The following is a 25,919-nucleotide window of genomic DNA, read 5'->3' as shown; positions in this document are numbered from 1 at the left end:
GACGTGCGCTATGAAAACCCTTGCGCCGCGCGTCGCAGCTAGCGATTCGACACCGCTCCGTCACGCAAGACCACGTCTTGCCCAGCGCCGGCCGCCATGGTGGCCGCCTCACCGCGGGCCAGCGCGATCGTCGCGACGGCCACCAGCACTCCGGCGACGAGCAGCGTCAACACCCTTGGCCCGCTGGTGTTCAGCGTCTCGCCCAGCACCACCACTCCGAGCATCGATGCCACCACCGGCTTGGCGACGGTCACCGTCGGCAACGAGGCGGTCAGCGCACCGGCGCGAAAGGCCGACTGCTGAAAGATCATTCCCCCCAACGCGGCCGGTATCAGACAGTAGGACTCAGGCGCGCGCAGAAATGCCCCGAAGCCACCCGATACCGCGCCGATGGCGCCTTTGGTCAGTAGCGCGAATAGCGCCAGCGACGAGCCGGCCACCACCGCCAGCAGCACCGGTGCGATCGTGCTGTCGGCCCAGATCCGCGCACCCAGCACGCACGCCACCAGGATCGGGCCCATCACGACGGCCACCGCCGCCCAGGTTCCCAGCGTGCCGCGCGCGCTCCCGGTCCCAGGGTCACCGACCGTGACCAGCACCGCTAGCGCGCCGGCCAGCATCAGCGCCCAGAACCACTCCCAGCGCGTCACACGGTGATGAGCCAACCGCGCATAGATCGGCAGCGCGAACAGCAGCGAGGTGACCTGCAATGCAGTCACCAGCATCACCGATCCCAAGGCGAGCGCGGCGGCCTGCAGGCTGTAATTGGCGACAGCCCCCATACCGCCCAGCCACCAGCGGGGATCGCGTACCGACAACCGGAAGAGTTCGAGATGGCCGACCTGTTGGTCGGTGATCTCCTGGGCCGACCGCTGACGGATCACGTCGCCGATCGCGGATGCCAGAGCAGCACACAGCGCGATCAGCGCCGCATAGTCCGCCTTCGACATCGTTCACCGCCCGTTCATGACCAGTTGGTCTACAGCCTAGGGCGACTCGCAACCGGCCGTCGGTTACAGCTCAGCTGCCGGGCCGATCCCCTCGCCCACGGCGTTAGCGCCATGATTTGCCCGTTTCAAGCCATAAATTGTTTCACGAATGAGGGGTAATCGCGGGTGACGCCAAGGTCCGCGCTGCCAACTCGGGCCACGTCGTGGAACAAGCTGCTTCAATACTGGTTGAGGTGCTGACAGAAGCACCTCGTGTCGACGGCGCCGCAATGCGCGGCAGGTGCGCGGCCAATAACCGCGCGAAGGGTAGGTAACGGCAGCTCATGATGCCTGACGAGCCACACAATGAACCCCGGCCCACCCCGCGACCCGGACCGCGGCCCGGGCCCAAACCGACGCCCCGCCCCAACCCTCACCTGGTTGCATCGGCGCCCGCCAGTGACCCACACCGATTCGGCCGCGTGGATGACGACGGAACGGTGTGGCTGATCAGCGCTGCCGGCGAGCGAACCATCGGATCCTGGCAAGCGGGCGACAACGAAGCGGCATTCGCCCACTTCGGTCGTCGCTTTGAAGACCTGAGCACCGAAATCGCGTTGCTGGAAGAGCGATTGGCCGCCGGTACCGGTGATGCACGCAAGATCAAAGCCACCGCCGCGGGCCTGGCCGAGACATTGCCGAGCGCGAACGTGCTCGGAGACGTCGATGCGCTGGCCGCTCGACTGGCCGGGATCGCCGAGCACGCCGAAGCCACCGCCGCGGCCGACCGCACTCGTCGCGACGAACATCGCGCTGCCCAAACCGCGCGTAAAGAGGCCCTGGCCGTCGAGGCCGAGGAGATGGCCAACACATCCACGCAATGGAAAGTCGCCGGCGACCGGTTGCGCTCGATCCTGGACGAGTGGAAGACGATCTCCGGCCTGGATCGCAAAACCGACGATGCGCTGTGGAAGCGCTATTCGGCGGCGCGAGAGACGTTCAACCGTCGGCGCGGATCGCATTTCGCGGAACTGGATCGCGATCGGGCAGGTGCCCGCGAGGCCAAGGAAGCGCTCTGCGTCAAAGCCGAAGAACTCGTCGACTCCACCGACTGGGGTGCGACCAGCGCCGAATTCCGCAAGCTGCTGGTCGACTGGAAGGCGGCCGGACGCGCGGCCCGCGATGTCGACGACGCCCTGTGGCACCGCTTCAAAGCCGCCCAGGACACCTTCTTCAAGGCCCGCAATGCCGCGACCGCCGACCGGGATGCCGAATTCGTCGCGAACGCCACCGCCAAGGAGGCGCTGCTGTCGGAGGCCGAAAAGCTCGACACCGGCAATCCCGAAGCCAGGGCTGCCTTGCGGACGATCGGCGACAAGTGGGACGCGATCGGCAAGGTTCCCCGGGAGCGGTCGGCCGACCTCGAGCGTCGACTGCGTGCGGTCGAGAAGAAGGTGCGCGACGCTGCCGAGCCCTCCGGCCCCGACCCCCAGGCTCAGGCGCGGGCGGAGCAGTTCCGGGAACGTGCCGAGCAGTTCGAGCGCCAGGCCCAAAAGGCCGAAGCGGCAGGACGTTCCAAGGAAGCCGAAGAGGCGAAGGCCAACGCCGAACAATGGCGGCAATGGGCCGAGGCCGCTGCCGATGCGCTGACCCGCAAGCGCTAGCCCGGCGGCTGCGCCGTGTCGTTGGGCTTCGGCGGCTCAGCGCGGTCAGGGTCGTCGAGGGTTTCCAGCAACGTTCGGGCCTGCAGATGTGCTGCGGCTCGACGACGCTGTTCCTCGGCGGCGAGCTGCACGATCGTGCGCGACCACACCACCCGCGCCCAGTGGAACGTCAACAGGATGATGGCGATCCAAGCCACGAACAGCCCGACGCCGGGACCCGGGTGTCCAGAGGCCACTGTCTGTCGTGACCACACGGCCAGCAAACCGGCGGCACTGGCCACCGCGGAACCCGCCAGCGCGACCCAGGCCAGCGCCCACCGCCTGGTCAACAGCGCCAACATCGAAAATCCGACACCGAAAACCAAAGCGAGCCAACTGAATACACGTGACGGCAAGGCTATTGCCGCTTTGCCGGCGCCCCGCGTGGAGAACAGCACATCCCATCCGCGGACGTCGCCGGTGTGCGGCAATATGAAGGACGCGATCAGCACGAACACCAAAATGGCCACAACCAAAGCTCGTGCGCCCGGCTCTATTTCGCGGGCGATACGACGCTCGGCGGCTTCGATGTCGTCCCGGAAGGCGTCGAACTCGCCTCGCTTCGGCTCGTTCTGGCTCATCGAGCGCAGCCTTGTGGCTCTGGCGCCGCCGCGGGTTGCCCGACGCCCGGCATACCCAGCCCTACTCCGGATGGACGTTGCCCCGCGGCATCACCGGCGCGGGTGCGGCGATGGCTGATGACATCGCCGTCGGCGATCAGGTGATGGGGGGCAGCTCGGGTGATGGTGGTCGTGATGACGTCGCCCGCGCGCACCTGCTGCTCGCCGGGTGTGAAATGCACCAGGCGACCATCTCGCGCCCGTCCGCTCATTCGTGCGGTGCTGCTGTCCTTGCGGCCCTCGCCGGTGGCCACCAACAGTTCGACCTTCCGGCCGATCTGGTTGCGGTTCTCTTCCAGCGCGATCTGATCCTGGAGTGCTATCAGCCGCTCATAGCGTTCCTGCACAACGGCTTTCGGAAGTTGACCGTCCAGTTCGGCCGCGGGGGTACCGGGACGTTTGGAGTACTGGAAAGTGAAGGCGTTGGCGAACCTGGCCTGTCGAACGACATTCAATGTGGCAGCGAAGTCGTCCTCGGTTTCACCGGGGAATCCGACGATCAGGTCGGTGGTGATCGCCGCGTGCGGCATCGCCGCCCGCACCCGATCGATGATGCCGAGGTAACGCTCGGCCCGGTAGGACCGCCGCATTGCGCGCAATATTCGGTCCGAACCCGATTGCAGCGGCATGTGCAGCGCCGGGCAGACGTTCGGCGTCTGCGCCATCGCCTCGATGACGTCGTCGGTGAACTCAGCCGGATGCGGAGAGGTGAACCGCACCCGCTCGAGGCCTTCGATGCGTCCGCATTCGGTGAGCAACTCGGCGAACGCGCCTCGGTTTCGCGGTATCCGCGGGTCGGCGAACGATACCCCGTACGCGTTGACGTTTTGGCCCAGCAGCGTGACTTCCAGCACGCCGTCGTCCACCAGCGAACGCACTTCAGCCAAGATGTCCTTCGGGCCGCGGTCGACTTCCTTGCCCCGCAACGACGGCACGATGCAAAACGTGCAGCTGTTGTTGCAGCCCACTGAAATGGAAACCCAGGCAGCGTAGGCAGATTCGCGGGCAGCGGGCAATGCGGACGGAAACTCCTGCAACGCCTCGGCGATCTCAACCTGGGCAACCCTGTTGTGCCTGGCCCGTTCGAGCAACGCCGGCAACGAACCGATGTTGTGCGTGCCGAAGACGACGTCGACCCACGGCGCCTTGCGCAGCACGTCATCTTTGTCTTTCTGGGCCAGGCAGCCACCCACCGCGATCTGCATGTCAGGGTTGCTCCGCTTGCGCGGCGCCAGGTGGCTGATGTTGCCGTACAACTTGTTGTCGGCGTTCTCGCGGACCGCGCAGGTGTTGAAGACCACCACGTCAGCGTCGTCGCCGTCAGCCGCCCGCCGGTAGCCCGCCGCCTCGAGCAGGCCCGCCAGCCGCTCCGAATCGTGGACGTTCATCTGACATCCGTAGGTGCGGACCTGGTAAGTGCGGTGCGACGACGGCGGCGTCGCTCTGGGCGCCGCATCCGATGTCACCGTCGAAGTCACTGGGCCATGGTACGGCGAGCTGTGACCACCGGTGCTCGCGTGGTCGTCGGCTACCCAACAATCGCCCAATGGACACCCCGGCCTGCTCGGGGAATAATCGCAGGTCGTGAAGCGACTGATCGCCGGCCTCGCGACGACTGTGCTGTTGTGGGGCTCTGTTGCGGTGATCGTGGGCACAGGTACTGCCCAAGGTCTCCCCGGCGGTCCCTTCCCGCTTGGTCAGCCCGGCTGCCCGGCCAATACGCCGGCCAACCCACGTGACCCATACGGCCCTTGTCACTGGTGCCCCGGCCAACCGTTGCCGCAGACCGGAAATCACCGCACCAACCCGGTGGTGTGGGACATGGGGATCTGCCACACCTACTGGTTCGTCATGTTTGGGCAGGGCAATGCAGCTCAAAATGTCTTCGACGGAGATAACCCACCCGCACCCCCTCCAGAGCCGCCGCCCGGCCTCAATTTCTGCCCCATTCCCCCCTGGTGCCCATAGGTTCGACGGCCCGAGCGCCGAGCTCTGCCGACATAACCGCCAAAGTTGATGCGGCCATGGGGCACAACAGAACGCGGCCGCCTTCGTCTGAGCTAGACGCGCCTGCGCTCCCGCTCGCCGGCCAACTCGACGCTGACGACGTCGTAGGCCATCGACTGCGCGAAACCGCGACGCGCGAGCATCCCCACCAGCCGGCGGGTCACCCGGGCATCGGCAGCTTCGTCACTGAGGTTTTCCTGCCGAAGCTTCTTGCGCACCAATTCTTCGGCGCGACCACGCTCGGCCGCGGGATTGATGCCGCCGAGCACCGAGGTGATCACGTCCTTGTCGACGCCCTTGGTACGCAGCTCAGCAGCCAACGCGCGCTTGCCTTTTCCTGCGTTCGCCAGCCGCGAGTGCACCCACTGTTCGGCGAAGTCGGCGTCGTCGATCAATCCGACGTCAGCCAGGCGATCCAGCACCCTGGTGCTGACATCGTCTGGGTATCCGCGCTTGGCCAGCTGACCGGCCAGCTCAGCACGGGTCCGCGCCGTCGCGGTGAGCAGGCGCAGGCACAGCGCCCGCGCCTGCTCTTCGCGAGATGGCTCAGAAGTCGACGGGAGCGGGCAGGACGCTGTCATTGGTCACGTCGTCAGTCACTACCGCACCGATGCCGAGCTTCTCCTTGATCTTCTTCTCGATCTCGTTGGCCACGTCGGCGTTCTCCAGCAGGAAGTTGCGGGCGTTCTCCTTGCCCTGCCCCAGCTGTTCGCCCTCATAGGTGAACCACGACCCGGACTTACGAACGAAGCCTTGGTCCACACCCATGTCGATCAGCGAGCCTTCCTTGCTGATGCCCTTGCCGTAGAGGATGTCGAACTCGGCCTGCTTGAACGGCGGCGACACCTTGTTCTTGACGACCTTGACCCGGGTGCGGTTACCGACCGCATCGGTACCGTCCTTGAGCGTCTCGATCCGTCGCACATCCAGACGTACCGACGAGTAGAACTTCAAAGCCTTTCCACCCGTTGTTGTTTCGGGCGAGCCGAACATCACCCCGATCTTCTCGCGAAGCTGGTTGATGAAGATCGCCGTAGTGCCCGAATTGCTCAGTGCGCCGGTTATTTTCCGCAGCGCCTGACTCATCAGCCGGGCTTGCAGTCCGACGTGGCTGTCGCCCATCTCGCCTTCGATCTCCGCGCGCGGCACCAGTGCGGCCACCGAGTCGATGACCAGGATGTCCAGCGCGCCCGAACGGATCAGCATGTCCGCGATCTCGAGTGCCTGCTCGCCGGTGTCCGGTTGGCTGACCAGCAGCGAATCGGTGTCCACGCCCAGCTTGCTGGCATAGTCGGGATCCAGCGCGTGCTCGGCGTCGATGAACGCCGCGATGCCGCCTGCGGCTTGGGCGTTGGCCACCGCGTGCAGTGCGACGGTGGTCTTGCCCGAGGACTCTGGGCCGTAGATCTCCACGATCCGACCACGGGGCAGGCCGCCGATGCCCAGGGCGGCGTCCAGCGCGATCGACCCGGTCGGGATGACCGAGATCGGTACGCGCACTTCGTCACCGAGGCGCATCACCGAACCTTTGCCGTGACTCTTCTCGATTTGGGCCAGTGCCAATTCGAGCGCCTTTTCGCGGTCTGGGGCTTGTGCCATGGTGCTACCTCTCGGTGTAGTCGTCGTTCGATTTGACCGGTCTTGGTCAGTTGGCCGTGACGTTAAAGCAGCCCTCCGACAAGTCGGGCCCGTCGAACGATCACCACAGTAGCGAACAGGTGTTCGAAAGCAAGGAGGCGCGCCGCCGGCGTGTCTAGGGTCCGATCACCACTGTTCGCGGGGGACGTCGAAGTCGACACACAGCGCGCGCCACACGTCGCGAGGGTCGATTCCGTCCTCGATCGCCTGTGCGGCGGTGCGCCCGCCGAAGGTGGTCAGCACGTGGTCTGCCAGCACCGAGCCGCCGTATGTCGCGCCGAACCGCAGGGTGACCCGATCGTGAAATTCCGTGAGCCGCACCCAGCCAAGCTACCTACCCGGCAGGCGCGAGCGCATGACGGCACACCTGCACCGGGTCGGTGACGTCGGCCGCGCCGGACGCGGCGCGCTGCGCGGCGTCGCGGTAGCTCGGCGTCGCCAACACTTCGGCGGCGGCGCTGACCAGTGTCTCGTCGGTCAATGGCCGCACCAGCCTGCCACTGCCTTGGCGCACCACCCGGTTGGCGATCTCCCATTGGTCGCCTCCGCCGGGCACCACCACCAACGGCACGCCGGCCAGCAACGTCTTGGCCACCATGCCGTGTCCGCCGCCGCAGATCACCAGGTCGGCATGCGCGAGAAGGTCGTCTTGGCGGCCCAGCCCGGCTACCGCCCACGGCGGCAGCGTCAGATCGGGACCGTTCAGTCTCGACACCACCACCCGCGCACCGGCGGGCAGACCAGATCCGGGCACCAGGCAGTCCAGGGCGGCCTGATCCAACCCTTTCGTCCCGGTCATCGCCGTCGACGGAGCGACCACCACCACCGGCCCCGAACCCGGCGGAATGGACAGCACCTGCTCGGTCGGCTCGAAGTGCAGCGGACCCACCAGAACGGCTTCGGACGGCCAGTCCGGCCGCGGGACCTCCAAGGCAGGCAGCGTCGCGATCAGCCGGCGCAGCGGGCCGGGATCGGTTGCCGGCAAACCGATCTCGACGCGCACCTCGGCACGCTGGCGGGCGCCGGCCCGCACGGATCGGGCGGTCAGCGCGCGCATCGTGGCATCCCGCAACCGGCCGCGGATCCCGGTGCCCGGCGCCAGCCCGCTGCCGATCGGCGGCAGGCCTTTGGACGGCAGGTACAACGGATGCGGGTTGAGTTCGATCCACGGGATTCCCAGCAGCTCAGCCGACATCCCGCCGCAGGCGGTGATGACATCGGACACCACCAGGTCCGGCTCCATCGCTTGGAGCTGCGGCACGTTCAGCACCGCCATCCGAGCCGCACGCTGGTGGATTTTGGCACCGGCGTCGCGGTCGTCGTCGTCCGCGGTGGGGTCGAGCCCCGCCAGTTCGACGGCATCGACACCGGCGGCGCGAGCGGTTTCCAGCCACTCGGCACCCGTCAGCAGCGTGGGGGTGTCGCCGGCGGCCACGAACCGCTGACACAACGCGATAGCCGGAAATGAGTGCCCGGGGTCCGGCCCGGCCACCACGGCGACGCGCATCGCATCACCCTGCCACAGCTGCTCGCTAGGCTGTGATCATGACCGAGCAGACTCTCGAGAACACCCGCACCGTCGAGGTCTTCCTGCATGCGCTGCAGGACGCCGACCTCGATACCGCCGGCGCCGCGTTGGCAGAAAATCTCGTGTACCAGAACGTCGGTTTGCCCACGATCCATGGCCGTCGCAGGGCGATGAAACTGTTCAGCCCGCTCGGCGGAGCCAGCGGTTTCGAGGTGAAGATCCACCGGATCGCCGCCGACGGCGCCGCCGTACTCACCGAACGCACCGACGCGCTGATCTTCGGGCCGCTGCGGCTGCAGTTCTGGGTCTGCGGCGTATTCGAAGTCCATGACGGACAGATCACGTTGTGGCGCGACTACTTCGATTTCTTCGACATGTTCAAGGCGACCCTGCGCGGCCTCGCCGGCCTCGTGGTGCCGGCGCTGCGGACGTCGTTCTAACTCCGATGTCCGAAAGCGGGGTACGGCCCGACGCGTTTCAGTTCATTCGATACTGCTGCGGGGGGCAGCTGCCCGACTCGATGCGGGACTGGGTGCGCAACGATCTGGCCGGCAGGGGTGCGACCGGCCGGATGATGCGCCGGGTCGCCGTTCCGGCGGTGCTGGTGCTCGCGCCGTTCTGGCTGATCCCGACGACGTGGGACGTCCACCTGAGCATGACGCTGCCCATTCTCATTCCGTTCGTGTACTTCTCGCACGCACTGAACAAGGTGTGGCGCCGGCACATGCTGCAGGTGCACGGCCTCGACCCGAATCTGGTCGACGCACGCCGCAGTAAGCGCGAAGAGCAAATGCGTCAGTCGTATATCGAGCGGTACGGCCCCAGGGACGAATCGACCAGCCACGGCCAAGACATCTGAGCTCTACGCCCGGCGCGGAAGCCCGCCGAGTTCGTCGAACGCCTGCGACCAGCCGACCAGACGATCGGTGGCACCGGCAAGCTCGTCACGGTAGCGCTGTCGTGATTCGACCAACGCGGCGCCGCGATCACCGTTCGCCGATGACACCAATTGCGCTGCGGCGGTGACCATTTCGTTGTACTGACGCACCCCGGCGCTCAATTGCGCGATAAACGCGTTGATGGTGGGCGCCAGATACGAGCGGGACTGTGGCGTGCCGTTGGCCGCACGCTCCATCGACACCACCTCGGCGGCGGTCGCCGCCATGGCGGCCGAGCTCTTTTTGGCCGCCGCGGTCAGCTCACTGATCTCGGTGTCGGGCAACATGTTGCCGCGCTCCATAACCCCCAGCAACGAGAAGAAACCCCGTTCGGAAGCACCGAGCGCATACATCGCCGGTCGGGCCGCCGAACTCGGCGGCGGCAGGCGCCGAATGTTGGTGGGCCGTTGCGCGGGCAGCGGATCGGCTTTCATCCAGCGGTACCGGATCAGCAGCAGCGTGGCGATCATGGCTTGCACGACGGCGACGCCGCCGGTGATCTCCAGCAGCAGCGCGAACCAACCCCATGCCGCCAGGATCGCCGTCACCACGCTCCAGAACACGCACCCCGCGCTGAAGATCAGACCCCAGCGCAGCGCGCGGCGCCTACGACGCAGCTGCCGTTCCCGCGGATCGATCACTGCGCTGATCTTCTGGACTAACAGCTCGGAAACGTCGCTGGCCGTGTCGAGGCCGCGCATCAGCAATGTCCGCCACGCGGAATTGCGACCCGGCTGCACCGCCATCGAAGTGCTCGTCCCTTACTGACCGAGGGGCTTCTCGGTGGGCGCAGCCGTAGGCGCCGATGCCGGCGTGCCCGGCGCAGCCGTGGAATCGCTCGCCGCGCCGCCCGCCGACCCTCCAGCCGGCAACGCCTCGCCGCGCATCGACGCCCGGATCTGCTCCAACCGCGAGTGGCCGGCCATCTCCACGCCGGCTTGCTCGACCTCGATCATCCGGCCCTGCACCGAGCTTTGGGCCAGCTCGGCCTGGCCGAGCGCGTTGGCGTAGCGGCGCTCGATCTTGTCGCGCACCTCGTCGAGGTTCGGGGTGGTACCCGGCGCGGCGATCTCGCTCATCGACCGTAGCGACTTGCTGACCTGCTCCTGCATCTTGGCCTGCTCCAGCTGGCTGAGCAGCTTGGTGCGCTCGGCGATCTTCTGCTGAAGCACCATCGCGTTCTGCTCGACGGCTTTTTTGGCCTGTGCGGCAGCGCCCAGCGCCTGGTCGTGCAACGCCTTGAGGTCTTCCACACTCTGCTCAGACGTCACCAACTGCGCCGCGAAGGCCTCAGCGGCGTTGTTGTATTCGGTGGCTTTCGCGGCGTCTCCCGCAGCCGTGGCCTGGTCGGCGAGTGTCACTGCTTGCCGGACGTTGACCTGAAGCTTTTCGATGTCGGCGAGTTGACGGTTGAGCCGCATCTCGAGTTGGCGCTGGTTGCCGATCACCGACGCGGCTTGCTGGGTCAGCGCCTGGTGCTGACGCTGCGCCTCCTCGATGGCCTGCTGAATCTGCACTTTCGGGTCGGCGTGTTCGTCGATCTTCGAGTTGAACAGCGCCATGACGTACTTCCACGCCTTGACGAACGGGTTGGCCATGGGTTTAGCTCCGCCTTTGTGTGTAGGTGTCTGCCCTGAGCCTCAACTTATCGTCTCCGCCACGATTGCCACACCCTCACTAGCCGGGCTAGGCGACGGCCATCGAGACGACGGGCGGAATGACGACCTTGGTGCTGGCGTCGATGTTGGCCGCACTGCGGGCGCTGGCCATGGCCTGCTCCCGGCGGGCCAGCTGTTCGCTGGCGTCGACGAGCAGCTGAGACAACGGCACGTCCAACGCGTCGCAGATCGCGCTGAGCAGCTCGCTGGAAGCCTCTTTGCGGCCGCGCTCGACCTCGGACAGGTATCCCAGGCTGACCCGCGCGGAGTCGGATACCTGACGCAACGTCCGGCCTTGCTTGGTGCGGGCACGACGCAGTACGTCGCCGAGGACTTCGCGTAGCAATGACGCCATCGCGCTCTCCTTAACTCCGGTCAGCTTGATTCTTCATCAGGTCAACGCACGCCGCGCGGTCAATGGTTCCCGGGCCTGCTTACTCGGCCGCGACCAGCGCCCGCAGCCTGCTGATCGACTCGCGCACCGCCGAGATTCGGATGTCCCAGCGCGTTCCAGTGAGCTTCAGCTCGATCACCTCGGTGTCGACCGGGCCGGCCAGACCCATGAACACCGTGCCCACTGCATGGCCGCCGTGCGGGTCGGGTCCGGCGACGCCGGTCAACCCGACACCCCAGGTGGCATCGCAGCGTTGGCGCGCGCCGACAGCCAGCGCCCGGGCGGTCGGGCCCGCGACCGGGCCGACCTCGTCGAGAATCTGCGGCGCGACGCCGGCCAGCACGACTTTGGTGTGCTCGGTATAGGTGATCAGGCCGCCACGCAGGACCTCACTGGCACCGGGCACGCCGGCGAGCGTCGCGGCCAGCAGCCCGGCGGTCAGCGACTCGGCAGTCGCGAGGCTCTGCTTGCGGACGGTCAGATCGGCGACCAGCCCACGCGCATCGTCACTGAGCAGCGGGTCGTCCACGAGCATCCCTTGCGGCGGAGGCGACGTAGTCCAACCCGGTCAGCACGGTCAGCACGATCGCGGCTGCCATCACCACCCACGCGGCGACCAGCCAGGAACCCGACACCGGCAGCACGAACATTCCGATCGCGACGGCTTGCACGAGGGTCTTGAGCTTGCCGCCACGACTGGCGGGGATGACGCCGTGGCGCAGCATCACAAACCGCAACACCGTGATCCCGACCTCGCGGGCCAGGATGACGGCCGTCACCCACCAGTGCAGGTCACCGAGCATCGACAGCCCGATCAGCGCGGCGCCGATCAGGGTCTTGTCGGCGATCGGGTCGGCCATCGTGCCGAATTCGGTCACCATGCCGTAGTTACGGGCCAGCGCGCCGTCGAAACGATCGGTGATGACCGCGACCGTGAAAACGACGAAAGCGATTATCCGGCTGGCGGTTTCGTGCCCGTTACCGGCGAACAATGCCAGCAGGAAGACCGGAACGAGCACCAGCCGCAACAGCGTGAGCACGTTAGCGAGGTTGGTGACCCGAACGCGCGGGACTACTGGACCTGTTTGAGGCTGTCCCGACACGGCAACCAGAATATCGGTTACCGCAGCGCTGGGCCTGATTACCTGCTCCACGTCGCGCCACGCGTCCGCCTCGCCGCCGCGCGGCCGGGATGTGCCCCCACTGCATCGTCGCCGGGCGGGCCCGAACCGATACTCTGCAATTCGTGAACGCAGCGAGCGATCCGGCGGCCAACGGGCCTGCGATCCGGCGCGCGCGAACCTCCGACGTCCCGGTGATCAAGGACCTCGTCGACACCTACGCCGGCAAGATCCTGTTGGAAAAGAATCTGGTGACGCTGTATGAAGCGGTCCAGGAGTTCTGGGTGGCCGAGCACGACGGCGTCGTGGTCGGTTGCGGCGCATTGCATGTGTTGTGGGCCGATCTCGGGGAGGTGCGCACCGTGGCTGTCGACCCGTCGATGACGGGACGCGGCATCGGGCATGCCATCGTCGACCAGCTTCTCCGGATCGCCCGCGACTTGCAGCTGCAGCGGCTGTTCGTGTTGACCTTCGAGACCGAGTTCTTCGGCCGGCACGGGTTCACCGAGATCGAGGGCACCCCGGTGACCGCCGAGGTTTTCGAGGAAATGTGCCGCTCCTACGACATCGGTGTCGCCGAGTTCCTGGATCTCAGCTACGTCAAGCCGAACACTCTGGGCAACTCGCGGATGCTGCTGGTGCTGTAGCGAAGCGGATTCCCTTCCGCCCATGGCATGCGTAGTCACCGTGCAGAAGGATGGGCCAGGTGGACTCTCGACCCGTTGTCGTCATCACCGGCGCTTCGCAGGGAATCGGCGCCGGCCTGGTCGCCGGCTACCGCGGGCTCGGCTACGCCGTCGTCGCGAACTCGCGCAATGTGACCCCAAGCGACGATCCGATGGTGCTCACCGTCGCCGGAGACATCGGGCAGCCCGGCGTCGGCCAACACATCGTCGACGCCGCGCTCGAGCGGTTCGGCGGAATCCGAACGGTGGTCAACAACGCCGGCATCTTCATCTCCAAGCCGTTCACCGAGTACACCGACGCGGACTATGACGCGATCACCGGAGTCAATCTGCGCGGGTTTTTCGAGGTTTCGCGTGCCGCGGTGTCCGCGATGCTGAGCGGCGGGGCAGGCGGCCACCTGGTCAACATCTCCACCAGCCTGGTCGACCACGCGGACTCTGCGCTCCCGTCTGCGTTGGCGTCACTGACCAAAGGCGGGTTGAACGCCGTGACCAAAGAACTGGCCATCGAGTACGCGAAGCACGGTATCCGGTGCAACGCCGTCGCTCTCGGCGACATTCGCACTCCCATGCACGATCCGGCGACATACGATGCGTTGGCCAAGAGGCATCCGTTGGGGCGCGTGGGCGACATCGACGATGTCGTCAAGGGCGTGCTGTATCTGGAGAACTCGCCCTTTGTCACCGGCGAGATCCTGCACGTGGATGGAGGTCAAAGTGCCGGACACTGATGCGCTGCGCGACGCCCTGGACCGCTGGAAGGCCGGCATCGACGCACACCAGCCCGAGCGGGTCTCGGAGGTCTTCACCGAGGACGCCATCTTCCAGGGTCTACGCCCCTACAGCGTTGGCCGCCAAGGCGTTATCGACTACTACGCGAGCCAACCGGTAGGCCTGACAGTCGAATACCAGATCCTGCAGGCCCGCCGACTGGGCGCCGATCAGGTGCTCGGATATGTCCACGCCGACTTCACGTTTCCAGACGGGCATGTCATCAGCGTGTTCCTCGGCGTGGTGGTCAAGCACAACGACGACGGCTGGAGCATCTACTACTACCAGGCGTCCAAGCTCGATTAGTCTGCGGGTCAGTCGATTTCGCTGTCAGAATCCGAGCCGTCGGCGCTTGAGCCGCCGCGGATCAGCGCCAGCGTTCCGGCCAGGTCCTCGGGCTTGACCAACACGTCACGCGCTTTGGAACCTTCGCTCGGGCCGACGATGTCGCGAGTCTCCATCAGGTCCATCAGCCGGCCGGCTTTGGCGAAACCGACCCGAAGCTTGCGTTGCAGCATCGAGGTCGAGCCGAACTGGCTGGATACCACCAACTCGACGGCCTGCAGCAAGACATCCATGTCGTCGCCGATGTCGGGGTCGACATCCTTGCGCTCGCCGCTGACCTTGGCCGTGGTGACACCCTCGGTGTATTCGGGTTCGGCTTGGTCCTTGCACGCGGTGACGACGGCTTGGATCTCCTCGTCGGTGATGTAGGCACCCTGCAGCCGCAGCGGCTTACTCGCACCCATCGGCAGGAACAGGCCGTCGCCCATGCCGATCAACTTTTCGGCGCCGGCCTGATCCAGGATCACCCGGCTGTCGATGAGCGACGATGTGGCGAACGCCAGCCGCGACGGCACGTTGGTCTTGATCAAGCCGGTCACTACGTCGACCGAGGGACGCTGGGTGGCCAGCACCAGGTGAATGCCTGCGGCACGGGCCTTCTGAGTGATCCGCACGATGGCGTCCTCGACGTCGCGCGGCGCCGTCATCATCAAGTCGGCGAGCTCGTCGACGATCGCCACGACGTACGGGTAGGGCCGGTACTCCCGCTGGCTGCCCAGCGGCGCGGTGATCTCTCCGCTGCGCACCTTCGCGTTGAAGTCGTCGATATGGCGCACCCGGGACGCCTGCATGTCCTGGTAGCGCTGCTCCATCTCCTCGACCAGCCACGCCAGCGCTGCTGCCGCTTTCTTCGGCTGGGTGATGATCGGCGTGATCAGGTGCGGAATGCCTTCGTAGGGCGTCAGTTCCACCATCTTCGGGTCGATCAGGATCATCCTGACCTCTTCCGGTGTGGACCGGGTGAGCAACGAGACCAGCATCGAGTTGACGAAGCTGGACTTACCGGAGCCGGTCGAACCGGCGACCAGCAGGTGCGGCATCTTGGCCAGGTTGGCCGAGATGAAGTCGCCTTCGATGTCCTTGCCCAACCCGATCACCAGCGGGTGGTGGTCGCGGCGAGTCGTCGGCGCGGTGAGAACGTCTGCCAGGCGCACCATTTCGCGGTCGGTGTTGGGCACCTCGATGCCGACGGCGGACTTGCCTGGGATCGGGGCGAGCATCCGGACGCTCTCGGTGGCCACCGCGTAGGCAATGTTCTTCTGCAGGGCGGTGATCTTCTCCACCTTCACGCCGGGGCCCAGCTCGACCTCGTAGCGGGTGACCGTCGGCCCGCGTGTGCAGCCGGTGACCGCGGCGTCGACCTTGAACTGTTGCAGGACCGAGCTGATCGACTCGGCCATCTGATCGTTGGCGGCGCTGCGCTTTTTCGGCGGATCGCCGGCCACCAGCAGGCTCAGCGGCGGCAGCGTGTACGGGCCCTCGACAACCCGGTCGACGACCAGTGCGTCTTGCTTGGCAACGTTTTTGGCGTCGCGCTTGCGGCTGCGCGACACCGTGGGCTCCGGCACCGTCGGGTTGTCGTCCGGGGTGACCGGGCCGGCGTTCGACGGCCACGCCTGGGCTTCGTCGTCGCCGTACATCGAGGATTCGTCGTAGTATCCGTCGGAAAAGTCTTCGGCGACATCATTTTCCGTGCTCGACTCGTCGTAGTACTCATCGCCGTCGCGGTAGTCGAACATCCGGGTGCCGAACATGGAACGCAGCGTGTCCGGCAGTTCGCGAATCGTGGTGCCAGTCAACAAAAGTAGACCGAACAGCGCGCCGATGAACAGCAGCGGCGCGCAGATCCACTTGGTCAATCCTTCCGAGAGCGGTCCCCCGATGGCGAAGCCGATGAATCCAGCGGCGTGCGCACGTCCGGCCGGAGTGTCCGGCGAGCCGGCCCACAGATGCCACAAGCCCAGCACCGGCAGCGCCATCATTGCCGCGCCGAGCACCAGCCGGGGGCGGGCCTCCGGATTCGGCTCGGTACGCATCAACAGCACGGCGACCGCAGCGGTGACCACGGGCAGCACCACCACCGCCGAGCCGATGAAGATGCGCACCACCGAGTCGATCCAAGCGCCAACGGGGCGGGCGGCGTCGAACCAGGAACTGGCAGCGATCACGACCGCCAAACCCAGCAACGCCAGCGCAATCCCGTCGCGACGGTGTCCCGGATCGATCTCGCGGGCCCGGCCCACCGACCGCGCCGTGCTGCCGGTTCCCTTGGCCAGCATCAGCCACGTTCCACGCACGGCGCGACCACACGCCAGCCCGGCGTTGGACACCAGCGAGTGGTTGCGGCGCCTGGCGGGCCGGCGCGGAGCCTTAGCGGGCCTTCGCCCAGGCCTACGCCGGGGCTGCGCCGACCGCGAAGAGCTCTTTGACCTGCTCGTTCGGGCTCCGGAGCGCGCGACAGTCTTGCTAGCCATACGGCAAGCCTAATCGCTATAACACCATCTGCACCATCCGCCACACTGGTTACCTGGCCGTAACCATCCAACCGGCGATTCAGCGGCGAAAACAGCTGAGTAGGGTGACACCCGTCACTCATCTTCAGGAGGCCTGAATGCCCGTCGTCGTCGTCGCTACGCTGACCGTCAAACCCGAATCGGTCGACACCGTTCGTGACATCCTCACGACCGCGGCGGAGGAGGTGCACGCGGAACCCGGCTGCCAGCTGTATTCGGTAAACCAATCGGGCGAGACCTTCGTCTTCGTCGAGCAATGGGCCGACGAAGATGCGCTGAAGACCCATAGCAGCGCTCCCGCGGTAGCCAAGATGTTCACCGCGGCCGGCGAGCACCTGGTCGGCGCACCCGACATCAAGATGCTGCAGCCGGTTCCCGCCGGCGACCCGGACAAGGGGCAAATTCGCCCGTGACCGAAGGCCCACTCGCAGGCAAAGTCGCGCTGATCACCGGCGCCGCGCGTGGGCAGGGCCGCGCCCATGCGGTGCGACTGGCGTCCGAGGGCGCCGACATCATCGGGGTCGACATCTGCGCGCCGATTGCCAGCGTGCCCTACCCGTTGGCGACCGCCGACGATCTTGCCGCCACCGTCAAACTCGTCGAAGACACCGGAGCACGGATCGTCGCCAAGGAGGCCGACGTTCGCGACCGAGCGTCGCTGTCGGACGCGGTTCAGGCGGGTGTCGACGAACTCGGCCGACTCGACATCGTGGTCGCCAACGCCGCTATCGCCCCGATGCAGTCCGGTGACGACGGCTGGCGCGACGTGATCGATGTCAATCTGACCGGGGTCTACAACACCATCAAGGCCGCGATACCGGCCTTGATCAAGCAGGGGGCCGGCGGGTCGATCGTGCTGATCAGTTCCGCCGCCGGACTGGCGGGCGTGGGCAGCCCCGACGCGGGATCGGTGGGCTATGCGGCCGCCAAGCACGGCGTGGTCGGTCTGATGCGCGTGTACGCGAATCTGCTTGCCAAACAAAACATCCGGGTCAACTCGATTCACCCGACCGGCGTCGAGACGCCGATGATCGACAACGACTTCACCCGGGGATGGCTGGCCAAGATGGCGGCCGAGTCAGATTCGCCGGGCAGCATGGGCAACGCGTTACCGGTGGAGGTGCTCCAACCCGAGGACATCGCCAACGCGGTCGCGTGGCTGGTGTCCGACCAGGCTCGCTACATCACCGGTGTCACCCTGCCCGTCGATGCGGGCTTCCTGAACAAGTAGCGCGTGGCGAGAAATCCAGCGGCACAAACCGCTTTCGGCCCCATGGTGTTGGTCGCCTTGGAACAAAGTGAACCGCCCGGCCGGCGGTTGGTCGACGATGATCTGGCGGCGCGGTTATTGCCTGCGCCGACCCGGTGGCTGGTCACCGCAACGCCGCCGAACCCGATGAGGCGGCTGGCGATGGCCGCGATGGAGCGCGAGGGCCCAGGCCTGTGGGCCAGCATGAACTGCCGTAAGCACTACATCGCCGACAGGTCAACGAATCACTCGACGACATCGACGCAGTGGTCGTACTGGGAGCCGGATTCGACACGCTGGCTTACCGGTTGGCCACAAACACCCGGATCCCGATTTTCGAGGTCGACCAGCCCGTCAACATCGCCCGCAAGACAGCGGCTGTGCAACGGGCGCTGGGCGCGCAGCCGGTATCGGTTCGGTTGGTGCCCTTGGACTTTGAACACGACGACGTTCTCGACGTGCTGACTCGACACGGTTACAACCCGAACAGCCGCACCTTTTTCGTCTGGGAAGCCGTGACCCAGTACTTGAGCGCCGAAGCGGTCCATGCCACGTTGAACGAACTGCGCCACGCGATATCGGGCAGCCGACTGGTGTTCACCTATGTCCGAAGGGATTTCATCGACGGCATCAACCTCTACGGTGCCGACCCGCTGTACCGCAGGTTCCGGCAGCGCCGGCAGCTGTGGCAGTTCGGGATACCGCCGCAAGAGGTTGCGGCGTTTCTGGCCGGCCACGGATGGCAGCTGGCCGAACAAGCCGGACCCGACCTGATCATGCGCCGATACGTCGAGCCAACCGGTCGCCATCTCACCGTGTCGCCGATCGAATGGTCGGCCTACGCCGAAAAGGCTTGACCCTCTTCGAGCCTCCGCGCACCCGGATCGACGCAGTTCCGACACGCCGCCGCTTCGCATCCCCTGCTCGGCCCCACAACGGCGTCATACTGAATGCGTGGCCAGCAACGAGGCTGCCCGCTTATCCGGCCCAGTGGCGCCGTCGCCTCGGCGCCAGGTATTCGCTGGCTACCGATTTCTATCACCGCACCAGGCCGCGGTGCTCTATGCCGCCACCGGCCAACTGATTTCCAGCGCGGAATGGGGCACGCCTGAGCTCGTCGTCGCTCATGTGGACCGGCTGCTCTCAAACTTCGACGCCCAGCCCTTCGCACTACGGGTGCGTGCCGCCGACCTCCGCGACCAGTACAGCGACGGCATCGCGCTACTCGACGAGCTGGCCGACGGCGATTTCACCGCCCTGGCCCGACTGCGCCAAAACCTCGTTCTGTCCCACACTCGGGTAATGCCTTTAGTCGGTTTGCTTTTCGATCACATCGTTGAGGCGGTAGAGGCGCCGCCGGCGACGTTGCGATGCGGCGCACTCGCCCGCTACCACGAATCCGGAAGTTGAGTCCGACACGCCGGACGCGAACGTTCCTCTAATCAACATCAAATCGGCGTCATACTCTGCCCGTGGCCAGCGACGGGGCCGTCCCCGGTTACGGTCTGTCGGCGCCGGTGTCCCGGCGCAGGATGCTCGGTGGGCTCACTCTGCTGCCCCTGGTCGCCGTAAGCAGCGCCGTCCCTACCGCTTCCGCCGATCCCGGCGATACCGCTACCGCCGCGGACGCCGCCGACACGTCTTACCTGTACCTCTCCCCGCATCAAGCCGCGGTGCTCGACGCCGCCACCCGTCGCCTGATCCCCGGCCCGGGAGATGACCCGGGCGTGACCACCCCGGGGGCGCACGAAGCGAACGTGGTGCGGTACATCGACGTCATGCTCGGGGCATTTTCCTTTTCGCCAGCCAAGGTGCACGCCGGCGGGCCGTGGAGTAATCGCGCTGGCGGCTCGGTGGACTTTATGGCCAACTTCGTCCCGCTCGACCGCGCCCAGAACTACGCCTGGCAACAGCGAATCGCCAACCTACGCAGCCAGTACACCGCCGGCATTGCGCTGCTTGACCAACTGGCCGGTGGCGATTTCACCACGGAGTCGAAGTCGAAACAGAACAACATCCTGGCGACCGGTCAGGCGGTGTCGTTTACCCAAGTGCTGTTCGGTCACGCCATCGAGGGGATGTACTCCGTCCCGGAGTACGGCGGCAACGCAAACCTCGTGGGATGGCAAGGCATCGCCTGGCCCGGGGACATCGAGCCGCGCGGCTACACCGACGCCGAAGTCGAAGCGGCCCAAGGGGACACGGCGGCCCAAAGCGGGATCATCGGCATGTTGGTGCAAGGCGGGTGGGCGCTGGCGATCGCGAAAATGGGGGGAAAGGCCGGCGTTAATATTGGCCGGTAAAGCGATCATCGTCGGCTCCGGACCGGGCGGGTCGGTCATGGCGATGGAACTCGCCGAAGCCGGCTGGGATGTCGTGATCTTCGAGATGGGACCGAACTACTACTCCAACATCGAAGGGCAAGGGCCGTTCCCGACGTTGTTCTCCAACGACGAGCTCAAGTCGCAGTACCGCTACTTCGAGCAGCCAGATCCCTTGGCCTACCCGCGCACGTTTCGCCAAACCGCGAGCCAGAACGCGGCCAGCACCTACGTCGGCGACGTCAATGACCTGCCCAACCAGGTCGGCGGCGCGTTCCCACACTCGGACGTCAAGGTCACCCGGATGTGGGACATCGACTTCAAGGGGCTGTCGCTGCTCGGCCCCGTGCCTGGCGCGGACATGGCGGATTGGCCGTTCGAGTACAGCGAGCTCGCTCCGTACTACGACGAGATAGAGACGCTGATCGGAGTGCAAGGGGATGTCGCGTCGATACCGGGATTCGTGCAGAGGCACCAGCCGCAGCAGAGGCCCTACCCGATGCCGCCAGGGGCGCAGATGCGCTCGTCGATGCTGCTTGCGGCGGGGGCCAAACGCCTTGGGCTGCATCCCTTCTACTTCCCGATGGCGGCCAATTCGGTCGAGTACAACGGATCCCCGGCGTGCAACAACTGCGGCTTCTGCTCGGGCTACGGGTGTCCGATCTCAGCCAAGCCGGGCAACCTCATCATGCTGCGGCGCGCGCTGCGCACCGGGCGGACGCAATTGCGACCGCAGACGACCGTCACCCAGGTCAACTACACCGGCCGTCGTGCGACCGGCGTCTCTTTCATCGACGCCGCGGGCAACGCCGGCGGCGAGAGCGCCGACATCGTTGTGCTGGCCTGCTCCGCGGTGTTGTCGCCGCGCTTGGCGCTGCTGTCCAACCTTCCCGACCCGTATGCCCGCATCGGCAAACGGATCATGTTTCAGAACTTCTACGACGGCTTCGCGATCTTCCTCAACCAGCGAGTGCACGCCTACCGCGGTCGCTCGTGTACGCAGGTGGTGTTCGACTTCAACGATCCCGACTTCCCCGGAGCTCGAGTCTTCGCGCGGCTGGCCGGTCTGCCCTACATCCGTGCCGGCCTGTGCGAGCTCGGGGGTAGCCAGAACCCGATCGCGGAAGGCAAGTTCTACCAAGAGATCCTCGGATTGATCCCGGGCGTGCAGTTTTTCGGCCGCGCGTTCAAGGATCTGATGCAAGCCTCGCTGCTGCGCGACCGACTCGCCGGCGTCGATTGCTTTGCCACCGACATGCCATACCTGACCAACAACGTCACTCTTGACCCGACGATCAAGGACCTCAATGGGCAGCCGGCACCCCGGGTCACCTACAAGATCGGAAGGTTCGAGAAGGCCTCGCAAGACTTTTTCATCCCTTTGCTTTCCACGATGTGCGGGGCATCCGGAGCGCAGCTGTACGCCGCGGTACCGCAGAGCACCGCCAATTCCATCGGGGGCACCGCGCCACCGACCGGCCTGCACACCATGGGCGGGATGCAGATGGGCGTCAACCCGGCGACCAGCGTCGTCGATGGGAATGGCCGAATGCATCAGATGGACAACGTGTTCTGCTCGGACGGCAGCGTGTTCGCGACCTCCGGCGGCTCTAATCCGACCAACACGATCATGGCGGTCGCGCTGCGCACCGCGCGGGGGCTGACCGGCAGGCGGTCCGCCTTACCGGCCCCCGCCTTCGGCCAACGCGGCTGAGGTAACACTGGCGCCGAACGCCGCAGGGCTCAGATCTCGATAACCGTCGGCACGATCATCGGCTGGCGACGGTAGGTCTCCCCCACCCATTTGCCGACCGTGCGACGGACCGCCTGCGCAATCCGAGCCGGGTCGGTGACGTTGTCGGCCGCAAGCGATTCCAACTCCGCTTCGACTCTGCGCACCACGGGCTCCAGCGCCTTGGGGTCCTCGGAGAAACCCCGCGAATGCACTTGCGGCGGGGCCGCCACCTTCCCGGTACCGCGCCCGACCACGACCGTCACTGACACGAAACCCGATGACAGGATGAGCCGTTCACCCAACGTGATGTCGCCGACGTCACCGGTGATCAAGCCATCGACGAACATCTTGCCAACCGGTACCGCACCGGCGATGCGCACCGCGCCGCCCACCAAGTCAACGCTGACGCCGTTCTCGGCCAACACGATCGACTCTTCCGGGACACCGGCGCTGGCCGCCAGCTTGGCGTTGGCTCGTAGCATCCGCCAGGTGCCGTGCACCGGCATCACGTTGCGAGGGCGAACACCGTTGTAGAGGAAAAGCAGTTCACCGGAGTAGGCGTGGCCTGAAACATGCACGCGGACTTGCTGATTGGTGACAACACGAGCCCCAATTCTGGCCAGCTCGTCGATGACTCCGTAGACGGCCTCCTCGTTGCCCGGTATCAGCGAGGACGACAGGATGATCAGGTCTCCGGACGTCAGCGTGATGCTGCGATGCTCGCCGCGCGACATCCGCGAAAGCGCCGCCATCGGCTCGCCCTGCGTTCCCGTGGTGATCAGCACTACTTGGTCGGGGGCCATCATCTCGGCAGCGCCGATGTCGACCAGATCCGCCTCGTCCACCTGCAGAAAACCCAGGTCGCGCGCAATTCCCATGTTGCGCACCATGGACCGCCCGACGAACGACACCCGCCGGCCCAGCGCCGTCGCGGCGTCGATGATCTGCTGCACCCGATCGACGTTGGAAGCAAAGCACGCGACGATGACGCGGCCGTGAGCGCTGCGGATCAGCCGGTGTAGCGTCGGCCCGACCTCGCTCTCCGACGGCCCTACACCGGGGATCTCCGCGTTGGTCGAGTCGCACAAAAGCAAATCGACGCCGGCGTCGCCGAGCCGTGACATGCCCGGCAGGTCGGTGGGTCGGCCGTCGGGCGGTAATTGATCGAGCTTGATATCGCCGGTGTGCAGCACGGTTCCGGCACCGGAGCGCACCGCGATCGCCAGCGCGTCGGGAATGGAGTGGTTGACCGCGAAGAACTCGCACTCGAACACCCCGTGCGTGGTGCGCATCCCTTCGGCCACCTGAACGAAGACCGGCTTCTGCCGGTGCTCACGGCATTTCGCGGCAAGCAGGGCCAGGGTGAACTTCGAACCGACAATCGGTATGTCGGGCCGCATTTTGAGCAGGAACGGGATCGCCCCGATGTGGTCTTCGTGGGCGTGCGTCAGCACCAGCGCCTCGAGGTCATCCAGCCGGTGTTCGATGTGACGCAGATCAGGCAGGATCAGGTCGACGCCCGGTTCGTCGTGGGTGGGAAACTTCACCCCGCAGTCGATGATCAACAACCGGCCCAGATGCTCGAAAACCGTCATGTTGCGGCCGATTTCGTTGATTCCGCCCAACGCGGTCACCCGCAGACCACCGGTGGTCAGCGGACCTGGCGGTTCAAGGTCTACATCCACCTGCGAGCCACCCTCTGGCTCACCTGAGCACCGACGCTGCCCGCATGTCGGCAGCCAGTGCATCGATCTGTTCGGCGGTGGCGGCCACCTGCGGCAGGCGCGGGTCGCCGACCTCGATGCCCTGCAGGCGTAATCCCGCCTTGGACAGTGTCACCCCGCCCAGGCGGCCCATCGCATTGCTCAACGGGGCGAGCGCGACGTTGATCTTGCGGGCGGTCGTGACATCTCCGGAAGCGAAGGCGGACAGCAGGTCTCGGAGCTGGCCGGCCGCCAGGTGGGAAATCACGCTGATGAAGCCGGTGGCGCCCATCGCCAGCCACGGCAGGTTCAGCACGTCATCGCCGGAGTAGTAAGCCAGGCCCGTCTCCGACATCAGCTGCGTGCCGCCGTGCAAATCACCCTTGGCGTCTTTGACCCCGACGATGTTGGGGTGCGCCGCCAACACGTGCAGCGTCTCGAATTCGATCGGCACCACCGAGCGCGGCGGGATGTCGTAGAGCAGTACCGGCAGTGGCGTCGCGTCGGCGACCGCCGTGAAGTGAGCGACCAGCCCGGCTTGCGGAGGCCGCGAGTAGTAGGGCGTGACCACGAGCAGACCGTGCGCCCCCTCGGCGGCACACGCCTTCGCCAAGTGGACGCTGTGCGCGGTGTCGTAACTGCCCGCGCCGGCGATGACGCGGGCGCGGTCGCCCACCGCTTCGAGCACGGCCCCCAGCAGGGCGAGCTTCTCGGCGTCGGTGGTGGTCGGCGACTCGCCGGTGGTGCCGGATATGACCAGGCCGTCGCAGCCGCTGTCGACGAGGTGGTTGGCCAGTCGGGCCGCGGCCGGGAGATCCAGGGATCCGTCCGGGGCGAACGGCGTCACCATGGCGGTCAGCAGCGTGCCCAGGCGTGTGTAAACGTCGAATCCGCCGGTGCTCACGGACCCCAGATTACCTGGCGGTAGCAACCCCATTTGGCACCGCCGCGTGCATGGCTCAGGCTTCGGTGGCCAACGGACTGGTCGCCACCTCGGTGCCGTCGGTCAGCGTGGAGATCTGGAAGTCGCCGAACACAGCGGGGGCGACGCCCACCAGCTGCCGAAGGCACGCGACGGCCAGCCGCCGGATCTCGACGTCGGCGTGCTCGCTGGCCCGCATGGCGATGAAATGTCGCCACGCCCGGTAGTTGCCGCTGACGACGATGCGGGTCTCGGTGGCGTTGGGTAATACGGCGCGAGCTGCCTGGCGAGCCTGCTTGCGGCGCAGGACTGCCTGCGGCTGATCGGCGAACTTGGCTTCCAGCCTGCTCAGCAGCTCGGTGTAGGTAGCTCGGCTGGCGTCGGCAGCCTCGACCAGGATGCGCCGCAAATCGTCGTCGTCTTCCATGCCGGGCGGCACGACGATCTGGGATTCGTTCTCCGGCACATAGCGCTGCGACAGCTGCGAGTAGGAGAAGTGCCGGTGCCGGATCAGCTCGTGGGTGCACGATCGCGAGATGCCGGTGATGTAGAACGAGACGCTCGCATGCTCGAGCACCGAGAGATGCCCGACGTCGATGATGTGCTGTAGATAGCGGGCGTTGGTCGCGGTCCTCGGATTGGGTTTGGACCAGCTTTGATAACACGCCCGGCCGGCGAATTCGACTAGCGCCTGACCACCGTCGGCGTCGGTGCTCCACGGCACCTCGGGCGGCGCGACGAACTCGGTCTTGGCGATCAGTTGCACGTGCAACGGCGCGGTCTCGGCCACGGCGAACACCCTAACCGTCAGCGCCAGCGGGCCCAGACGTACGGGACCAGTGCTCGCAGGAAATCGAGATCCGGCCCGGGTTCTGCGCCCGCGAACGCGTGCTCGAAATACTCCTCGGCGACCAGCAAGATGCCTTCGGCGTATTCACTGGTGAACGCGATGCTGCCGTAGTCGTCCATCAACGCGCGCACCCGCTGCACCAGCTCGGCCGACCGCTGCGATCTCGTCAGGTGGAGGTATTCGCGGACCAGTGAGTCATCGGAGCCCTGAGCGACGCTGAGCAGGTGCATGAGCGGCAGCGTGCGTTTGCCTTCATACAGATCGCCCAAAATCTCCTTGCCATACATG

28 protein-coding genes and 2 pseudogenes are annotated in these 25,919 nt (G+C 66.1%); 13 read left to right on the top strand and 17 right to left on the bottom strand.

Annotated features, from left to right (window positions below):
- Positions 1–38 precede the first annotated feature (38 nt).
- On the bottom strand, positions 39–950 hold the full coding sequence (locus WAN02_RS28870; protein WP_422268813.1) for a DMT family transporter: 912 nt from the start codon (positions 948–950) through the stop codon (positions 39–41).
- Between the two features lie 323 nt (positions 951–1,273).
- Between WAN02_RS28870 and WAN02_RS28865 the strand changes: the two genes are divergently transcribed.
- Entirely contained in the window at positions 1,274–2,593 is a 1,320-nt protein-coding gene (locus WAN02_RS28865; protein WP_422268812.1) for a DUF349 domain-containing protein, read from the top strand.
- Here the strand turns inward: WAN02_RS28865 and WAN02_RS28860 are convergent.
- Positions 2,590–3,213 (bottom strand): hypothetical protein, encoded by a 624-nt coding sequence (locus tag WAN02_RS28860; protein WP_422268811.1) that lies wholly within the window; start codon positions 3,211–3,213, stop codon positions 2,590–2,592. The genes WAN02_RS28865 and WAN02_RS28860 overlap by 4 nt on opposite strands.
- Positions 3,210–4,730 carry a tRNA (N6-isopentenyl adenosine(37)-C2)-methylthiotransferase MiaB gene (gene miaB, locus WAN02_RS28855; RefSeq protein ID WP_422268810.1) on the bottom strand — a complete coding sequence of 507 codons (1,521 nt, stop codon included), beginning with the start codon at positions 4,728–4,730 and terminating at the stop codon, positions 3,210–3,212. The genes WAN02_RS28860 and miaB overlap by 4 nt, the downstream gene beginning before the upstream one ends.
- A gap of 106 nt (positions 4,731–4,836) precedes the next feature.
- On the opposite strand from miaB, the gene WAN02_RS28850 reads away from it, so the two are divergent.
- Complete coding sequence (locus tag WAN02_RS28850) at positions 4,837–5,220, top strand: hypothetical protein (RefSeq protein ID WP_422268809.1); 384 nt, start codon at positions 4,837–4,839, stop codon at positions 5,218–5,220.
- Positions 5,221–5,312: 92 nt separating this feature from the next.
- On the opposite strand, the gene recX is transcribed toward WAN02_RS28850, so the two are convergent.
- The 4 genes from recX to WAN02_RS28830 form a co-directional block, all read right to left on the bottom strand.
- A complete protein-coding gene (gene recX, locus WAN02_RS28845) occupies positions 5,313–5,840 on the bottom strand; it encodes a recombination regulator RecX (RefSeq protein ID WP_422268808.1) in 528 nt (175 codons plus the stop codon).
- Positions 5,806–6,858, bottom strand: a complete 1,053-nt coding sequence (gene recA, locus WAN02_RS28840; protein WP_422268807.1) for a recombinase RecA — start codon at positions 6,856–6,858, stop codon at positions 5,806–5,808. Before recA ends, recX begins: the two co-directional genes overlap by 35 nt.
- A 165-nt stretch (positions 6,859–7,023) precedes the next feature.
- Positions 7,024–7,218 (bottom strand): DUF3046 domain-containing protein, encoded by a 195-nt coding sequence (locus WAN02_RS28835; RefSeq protein WP_422268806.1) that lies wholly within the window; start codon positions 7,216–7,218, stop codon positions 7,024–7,026.
- A 13-nt stretch (positions 7,219–7,231) separates the two neighbouring features.
- Positions 7,232–8,404, bottom strand: a complete 1,173-nt coding sequence (locus WAN02_RS28830; RefSeq protein WP_422268805.1) for a glycosyltransferase — start codon at positions 8,402–8,404, stop codon at positions 7,232–7,234.
- 38 nt (positions 8,405–8,442) lie between these two features.
- Here WAN02_RS28830 and WAN02_RS28825 point away from each other — a divergent pair, with 38 nt between their 5' ends.
- Together WAN02_RS28825 and WAN02_RS28820 are read left to right on the top strand one after the other, a co-directional pair.
- Positions 8,443–8,865, top strand: a complete 423-nt coding sequence (locus tag WAN02_RS28825; protein WP_422268804.1) for a limonene-1,2-epoxide hydrolase — start codon at positions 8,443–8,445, stop codon at positions 8,863–8,865.
- Positions 8,866–8,870: 5 nt separating this feature from the next.
- Positions 8,871–9,284 carry a DUF5313 domain-containing protein gene (locus WAN02_RS28820; RefSeq protein ID WP_422268803.1) on the top strand — a complete coding sequence of 138 codons (414 nt, stop codon included), beginning with the start codon at positions 8,871–8,873 and terminating at the stop codon, positions 9,282–9,284.
- A gap of 3 nt (positions 9,285–9,287) precedes the next feature.
- Here WAN02_RS28820 and pspM read toward each other — a convergent pair whose 3' ends face one another.
- The 5 genes from pspM to pgsA all read right to left on the bottom strand — a co-directional run bounded on the left by pspM (position 9,288) and on the right by pgsA (position 12,518).
- Positions 9,288–10,109 (bottom strand): phage shock envelope stress response protein PspM, encoded by an 822-nt coding sequence (pspM, locus tag WAN02_RS28815; RefSeq protein WP_422268802.1) that lies wholly within the window; start codon positions 10,107–10,109, stop codon positions 9,288–9,290.
- A gap of 15 nt (positions 10,110–10,124) precedes the next feature.
- Positions 10,125–10,961 carry a phage shock protein PspA gene (gene pspA / locus WAN02_RS28810; RefSeq protein WP_422268801.1) on the bottom strand — a complete coding sequence of 279 codons (837 nt, stop codon included), beginning with the start codon at positions 10,959–10,961 and terminating at the stop codon, positions 10,125–10,127.
- Between the two features lie 88 nt (positions 10,962–11,049).
- Positions 11,050–11,376, bottom strand: coding sequence for a transcriptional regulator ClgR (gene clgR / locus WAN02_RS28805; RefSeq protein ID WP_422268800.1), 327 nt, complete (start codon positions 11,374–11,376; stop codon positions 11,050–11,052).
- Positions 11,377–11,455: 79 nt separating this feature from the next.
- Positions 11,456–11,944 carry a CinA family protein gene (locus WAN02_RS28800; protein WP_422268799.1) on the bottom strand — a complete coding sequence of 163 codons (489 nt, stop codon included), beginning with the start codon at positions 11,942–11,944 and terminating at the stop codon, positions 11,456–11,458.
- Positions 11,922–12,518: a CDP-diacylglycerol--glycerol-3-phosphate 3-phosphatidyltransferase gene (pgsA, locus tag WAN02_RS28795; protein WP_422268798.1), complete on the bottom strand. Its 597-nt coding sequence runs from the start codon at positions 12,516–12,518 to the stop codon at positions 11,922–11,924. Before pgsA ends, WAN02_RS28800 begins: the two co-directional genes overlap by 23 nt.
- A gap of 143 nt (positions 12,519–12,661) precedes the next feature.
- Here pgsA and WAN02_RS28790 point away from each other — a divergent pair, with 143 nt between their 5' ends.
- From WAN02_RS28790 to WAN02_RS28780, 3 genes are read left to right on the top strand one after another with little or no spacing between them, the layout of a single operon-like run.
- Positions 12,662–13,183: an amino-acid N-acetyltransferase gene (locus WAN02_RS28790; protein WP_422268797.1), complete on the top strand. Its 522-nt coding sequence runs from the start codon at positions 12,662–12,664 to the stop codon at positions 13,181–13,183.
- Positions 13,184–13,242: 59 nt separating this feature from the next.
- Positions 13,243–13,953 (top strand): SDR family NAD(P)-dependent oxidoreductase, encoded by a 711-nt coding sequence (locus WAN02_RS28785; protein ID WP_422268796.1) that lies wholly within the window; start codon positions 13,243–13,245, stop codon positions 13,951–13,953.
- Positions 13,940–14,299: an SgcJ/EcaC family oxidoreductase gene (locus WAN02_RS28780; protein WP_422268795.1), complete on the top strand. Its 360-nt coding sequence runs from the start codon at positions 13,940–13,942 to the stop codon at positions 14,297–14,299. The genes WAN02_RS28785 and WAN02_RS28780 overlap by 14 nt, the downstream gene beginning before the upstream one ends.
- Before the next feature lie 8 nt (positions 14,300–14,307).
- On the opposite strand, the gene WAN02_RS28775 is transcribed toward WAN02_RS28780, so the two are convergent.
- The gene (locus tag WAN02_RS28775; protein WP_422268794.1) at positions 14,308–16,812 is read right to left on the bottom strand and encodes a DNA translocase FtsK 4TM domain-containing protein; all 2,505 of its coding nucleotides are present in this window, start codon (positions 16,810–16,812) and stop codon (positions 14,308–14,310) included.
- A gap of 137 nt (positions 16,813–16,949) precedes the next feature.
- Between WAN02_RS28775 and WAN02_RS28770 the strand changes: the two genes are divergently transcribed.
- The 6 genes and pseudogenes from WAN02_RS28770 (at position 16,950) to WAN02_RS28745 (ending at position 22,135) form a co-directional block, all read left to right on the top strand.
- Positions 16,950–17,264: a putative quinol monooxygenase gene (locus WAN02_RS28770; protein ID WP_422268793.1), complete on the top strand. Its 315-nt coding sequence runs from the start codon at positions 16,950–16,952 to the stop codon at positions 17,262–17,264.
- Positions 17,261–18,082, top strand: a complete 822-nt coding sequence (locus WAN02_RS28765) for a mycofactocin-coupled SDR family oxidoreductase (RefSeq protein WP_422268792.1) — start codon at positions 17,261–17,263, stop codon at positions 18,080–18,082. Before WAN02_RS28770 ends, WAN02_RS28765 begins: the two co-directional genes overlap by 4 nt.
- A 3-nt stretch (positions 18,083–18,085) precedes the next feature.
- A pseudogene (locus tag WAN02_RS28760) lies at positions 18,086–18,957 on the top strand (SAM-dependent methyltransferase).
- A 97-nt stretch (positions 18,958–19,054) separates the two neighbouring features.
- Positions 19,055–19,510 (top strand): hypothetical protein, encoded by a 456-nt coding sequence (locus tag WAN02_RS28755; RefSeq protein WP_422268791.1) that lies wholly within the window; start codon positions 19,055–19,057, stop codon positions 19,508–19,510.
- A gap of 62 nt (positions 19,511–19,572) precedes the next feature.
- Positions 19,573–20,403 carry a gluconate 2-dehydrogenase subunit 3 family protein gene (locus tag WAN02_RS28750; RefSeq protein WP_422268790.1) on the top strand — a complete coding sequence of 277 codons (831 nt, stop codon included), beginning with the start codon at positions 19,573–19,575 and terminating at the stop codon, positions 20,401–20,403.
- Entirely contained in the window at positions 20,393–22,135 is a 1,743-nt protein-coding gene (locus WAN02_RS28745; RefSeq protein WP_422268789.1) for a GMC oxidoreductase, read from the top strand. The genes WAN02_RS28750 and WAN02_RS28745 overlap by 11 nt, the downstream gene beginning before the upstream one ends.
- A 29-nt stretch (positions 22,136–22,164) precedes the next feature.
- Here the strand turns inward: WAN02_RS28745 and WAN02_RS28740 are convergent, their stop codons facing one another.
- From WAN02_RS28740 to WAN02_RS28725, 4 genes and pseudogenes are all read right to left on the bottom strand, one after another.
- Positions 22,165–23,841 (bottom strand): ribonuclease J, encoded by a 1,677-nt coding sequence (locus WAN02_RS28740; RefSeq protein WP_422268788.1) that lies wholly within the window; start codon positions 23,839–23,841, stop codon positions 22,165–22,167.
- Positions 23,842–23,860: 19 nt separating this feature from the next.
- Positions 23,861–24,763, bottom strand: a complete 903-nt coding sequence (gene dapA, locus WAN02_RS28735; protein ID WP_422268787.1) for a 4-hydroxy-tetrahydrodipicolinate synthase — start codon at positions 24,761–24,763, stop codon at positions 23,861–23,863.
- Between the two features lie 55 nt (positions 24,764–24,818).
- Positions 24,819–25,571 carry an FAD-dependent thymidylate synthase gene (thyX, locus tag WAN02_RS28730; protein WP_422268786.1) on the bottom strand — a complete coding sequence of 251 codons (753 nt, stop codon included), beginning with the start codon at positions 25,569–25,571 and terminating at the stop codon, positions 24,819–24,821.
- A gap of 17 nt (positions 25,572–25,588) precedes the next feature.
- A pseudogene (locus WAN02_RS28725) lies at positions 25,589–25,919 on the bottom strand (polyprenyl synthetase family protein); the annotation flags it as partial.

Source organism: Mycobacterium sp. (genome assembly GCF_049281135.1).
Classification (GTDB): Bacteria; Actinomycetota; Actinomycetes; order Mycobacteriales; family Mycobacteriaceae; genus Mycobacterium.
The sequence above is the reverse complement of the archived record's forward strand: the minus strand, read 5'-3'. Positions and strand labels throughout refer to the sequence as shown.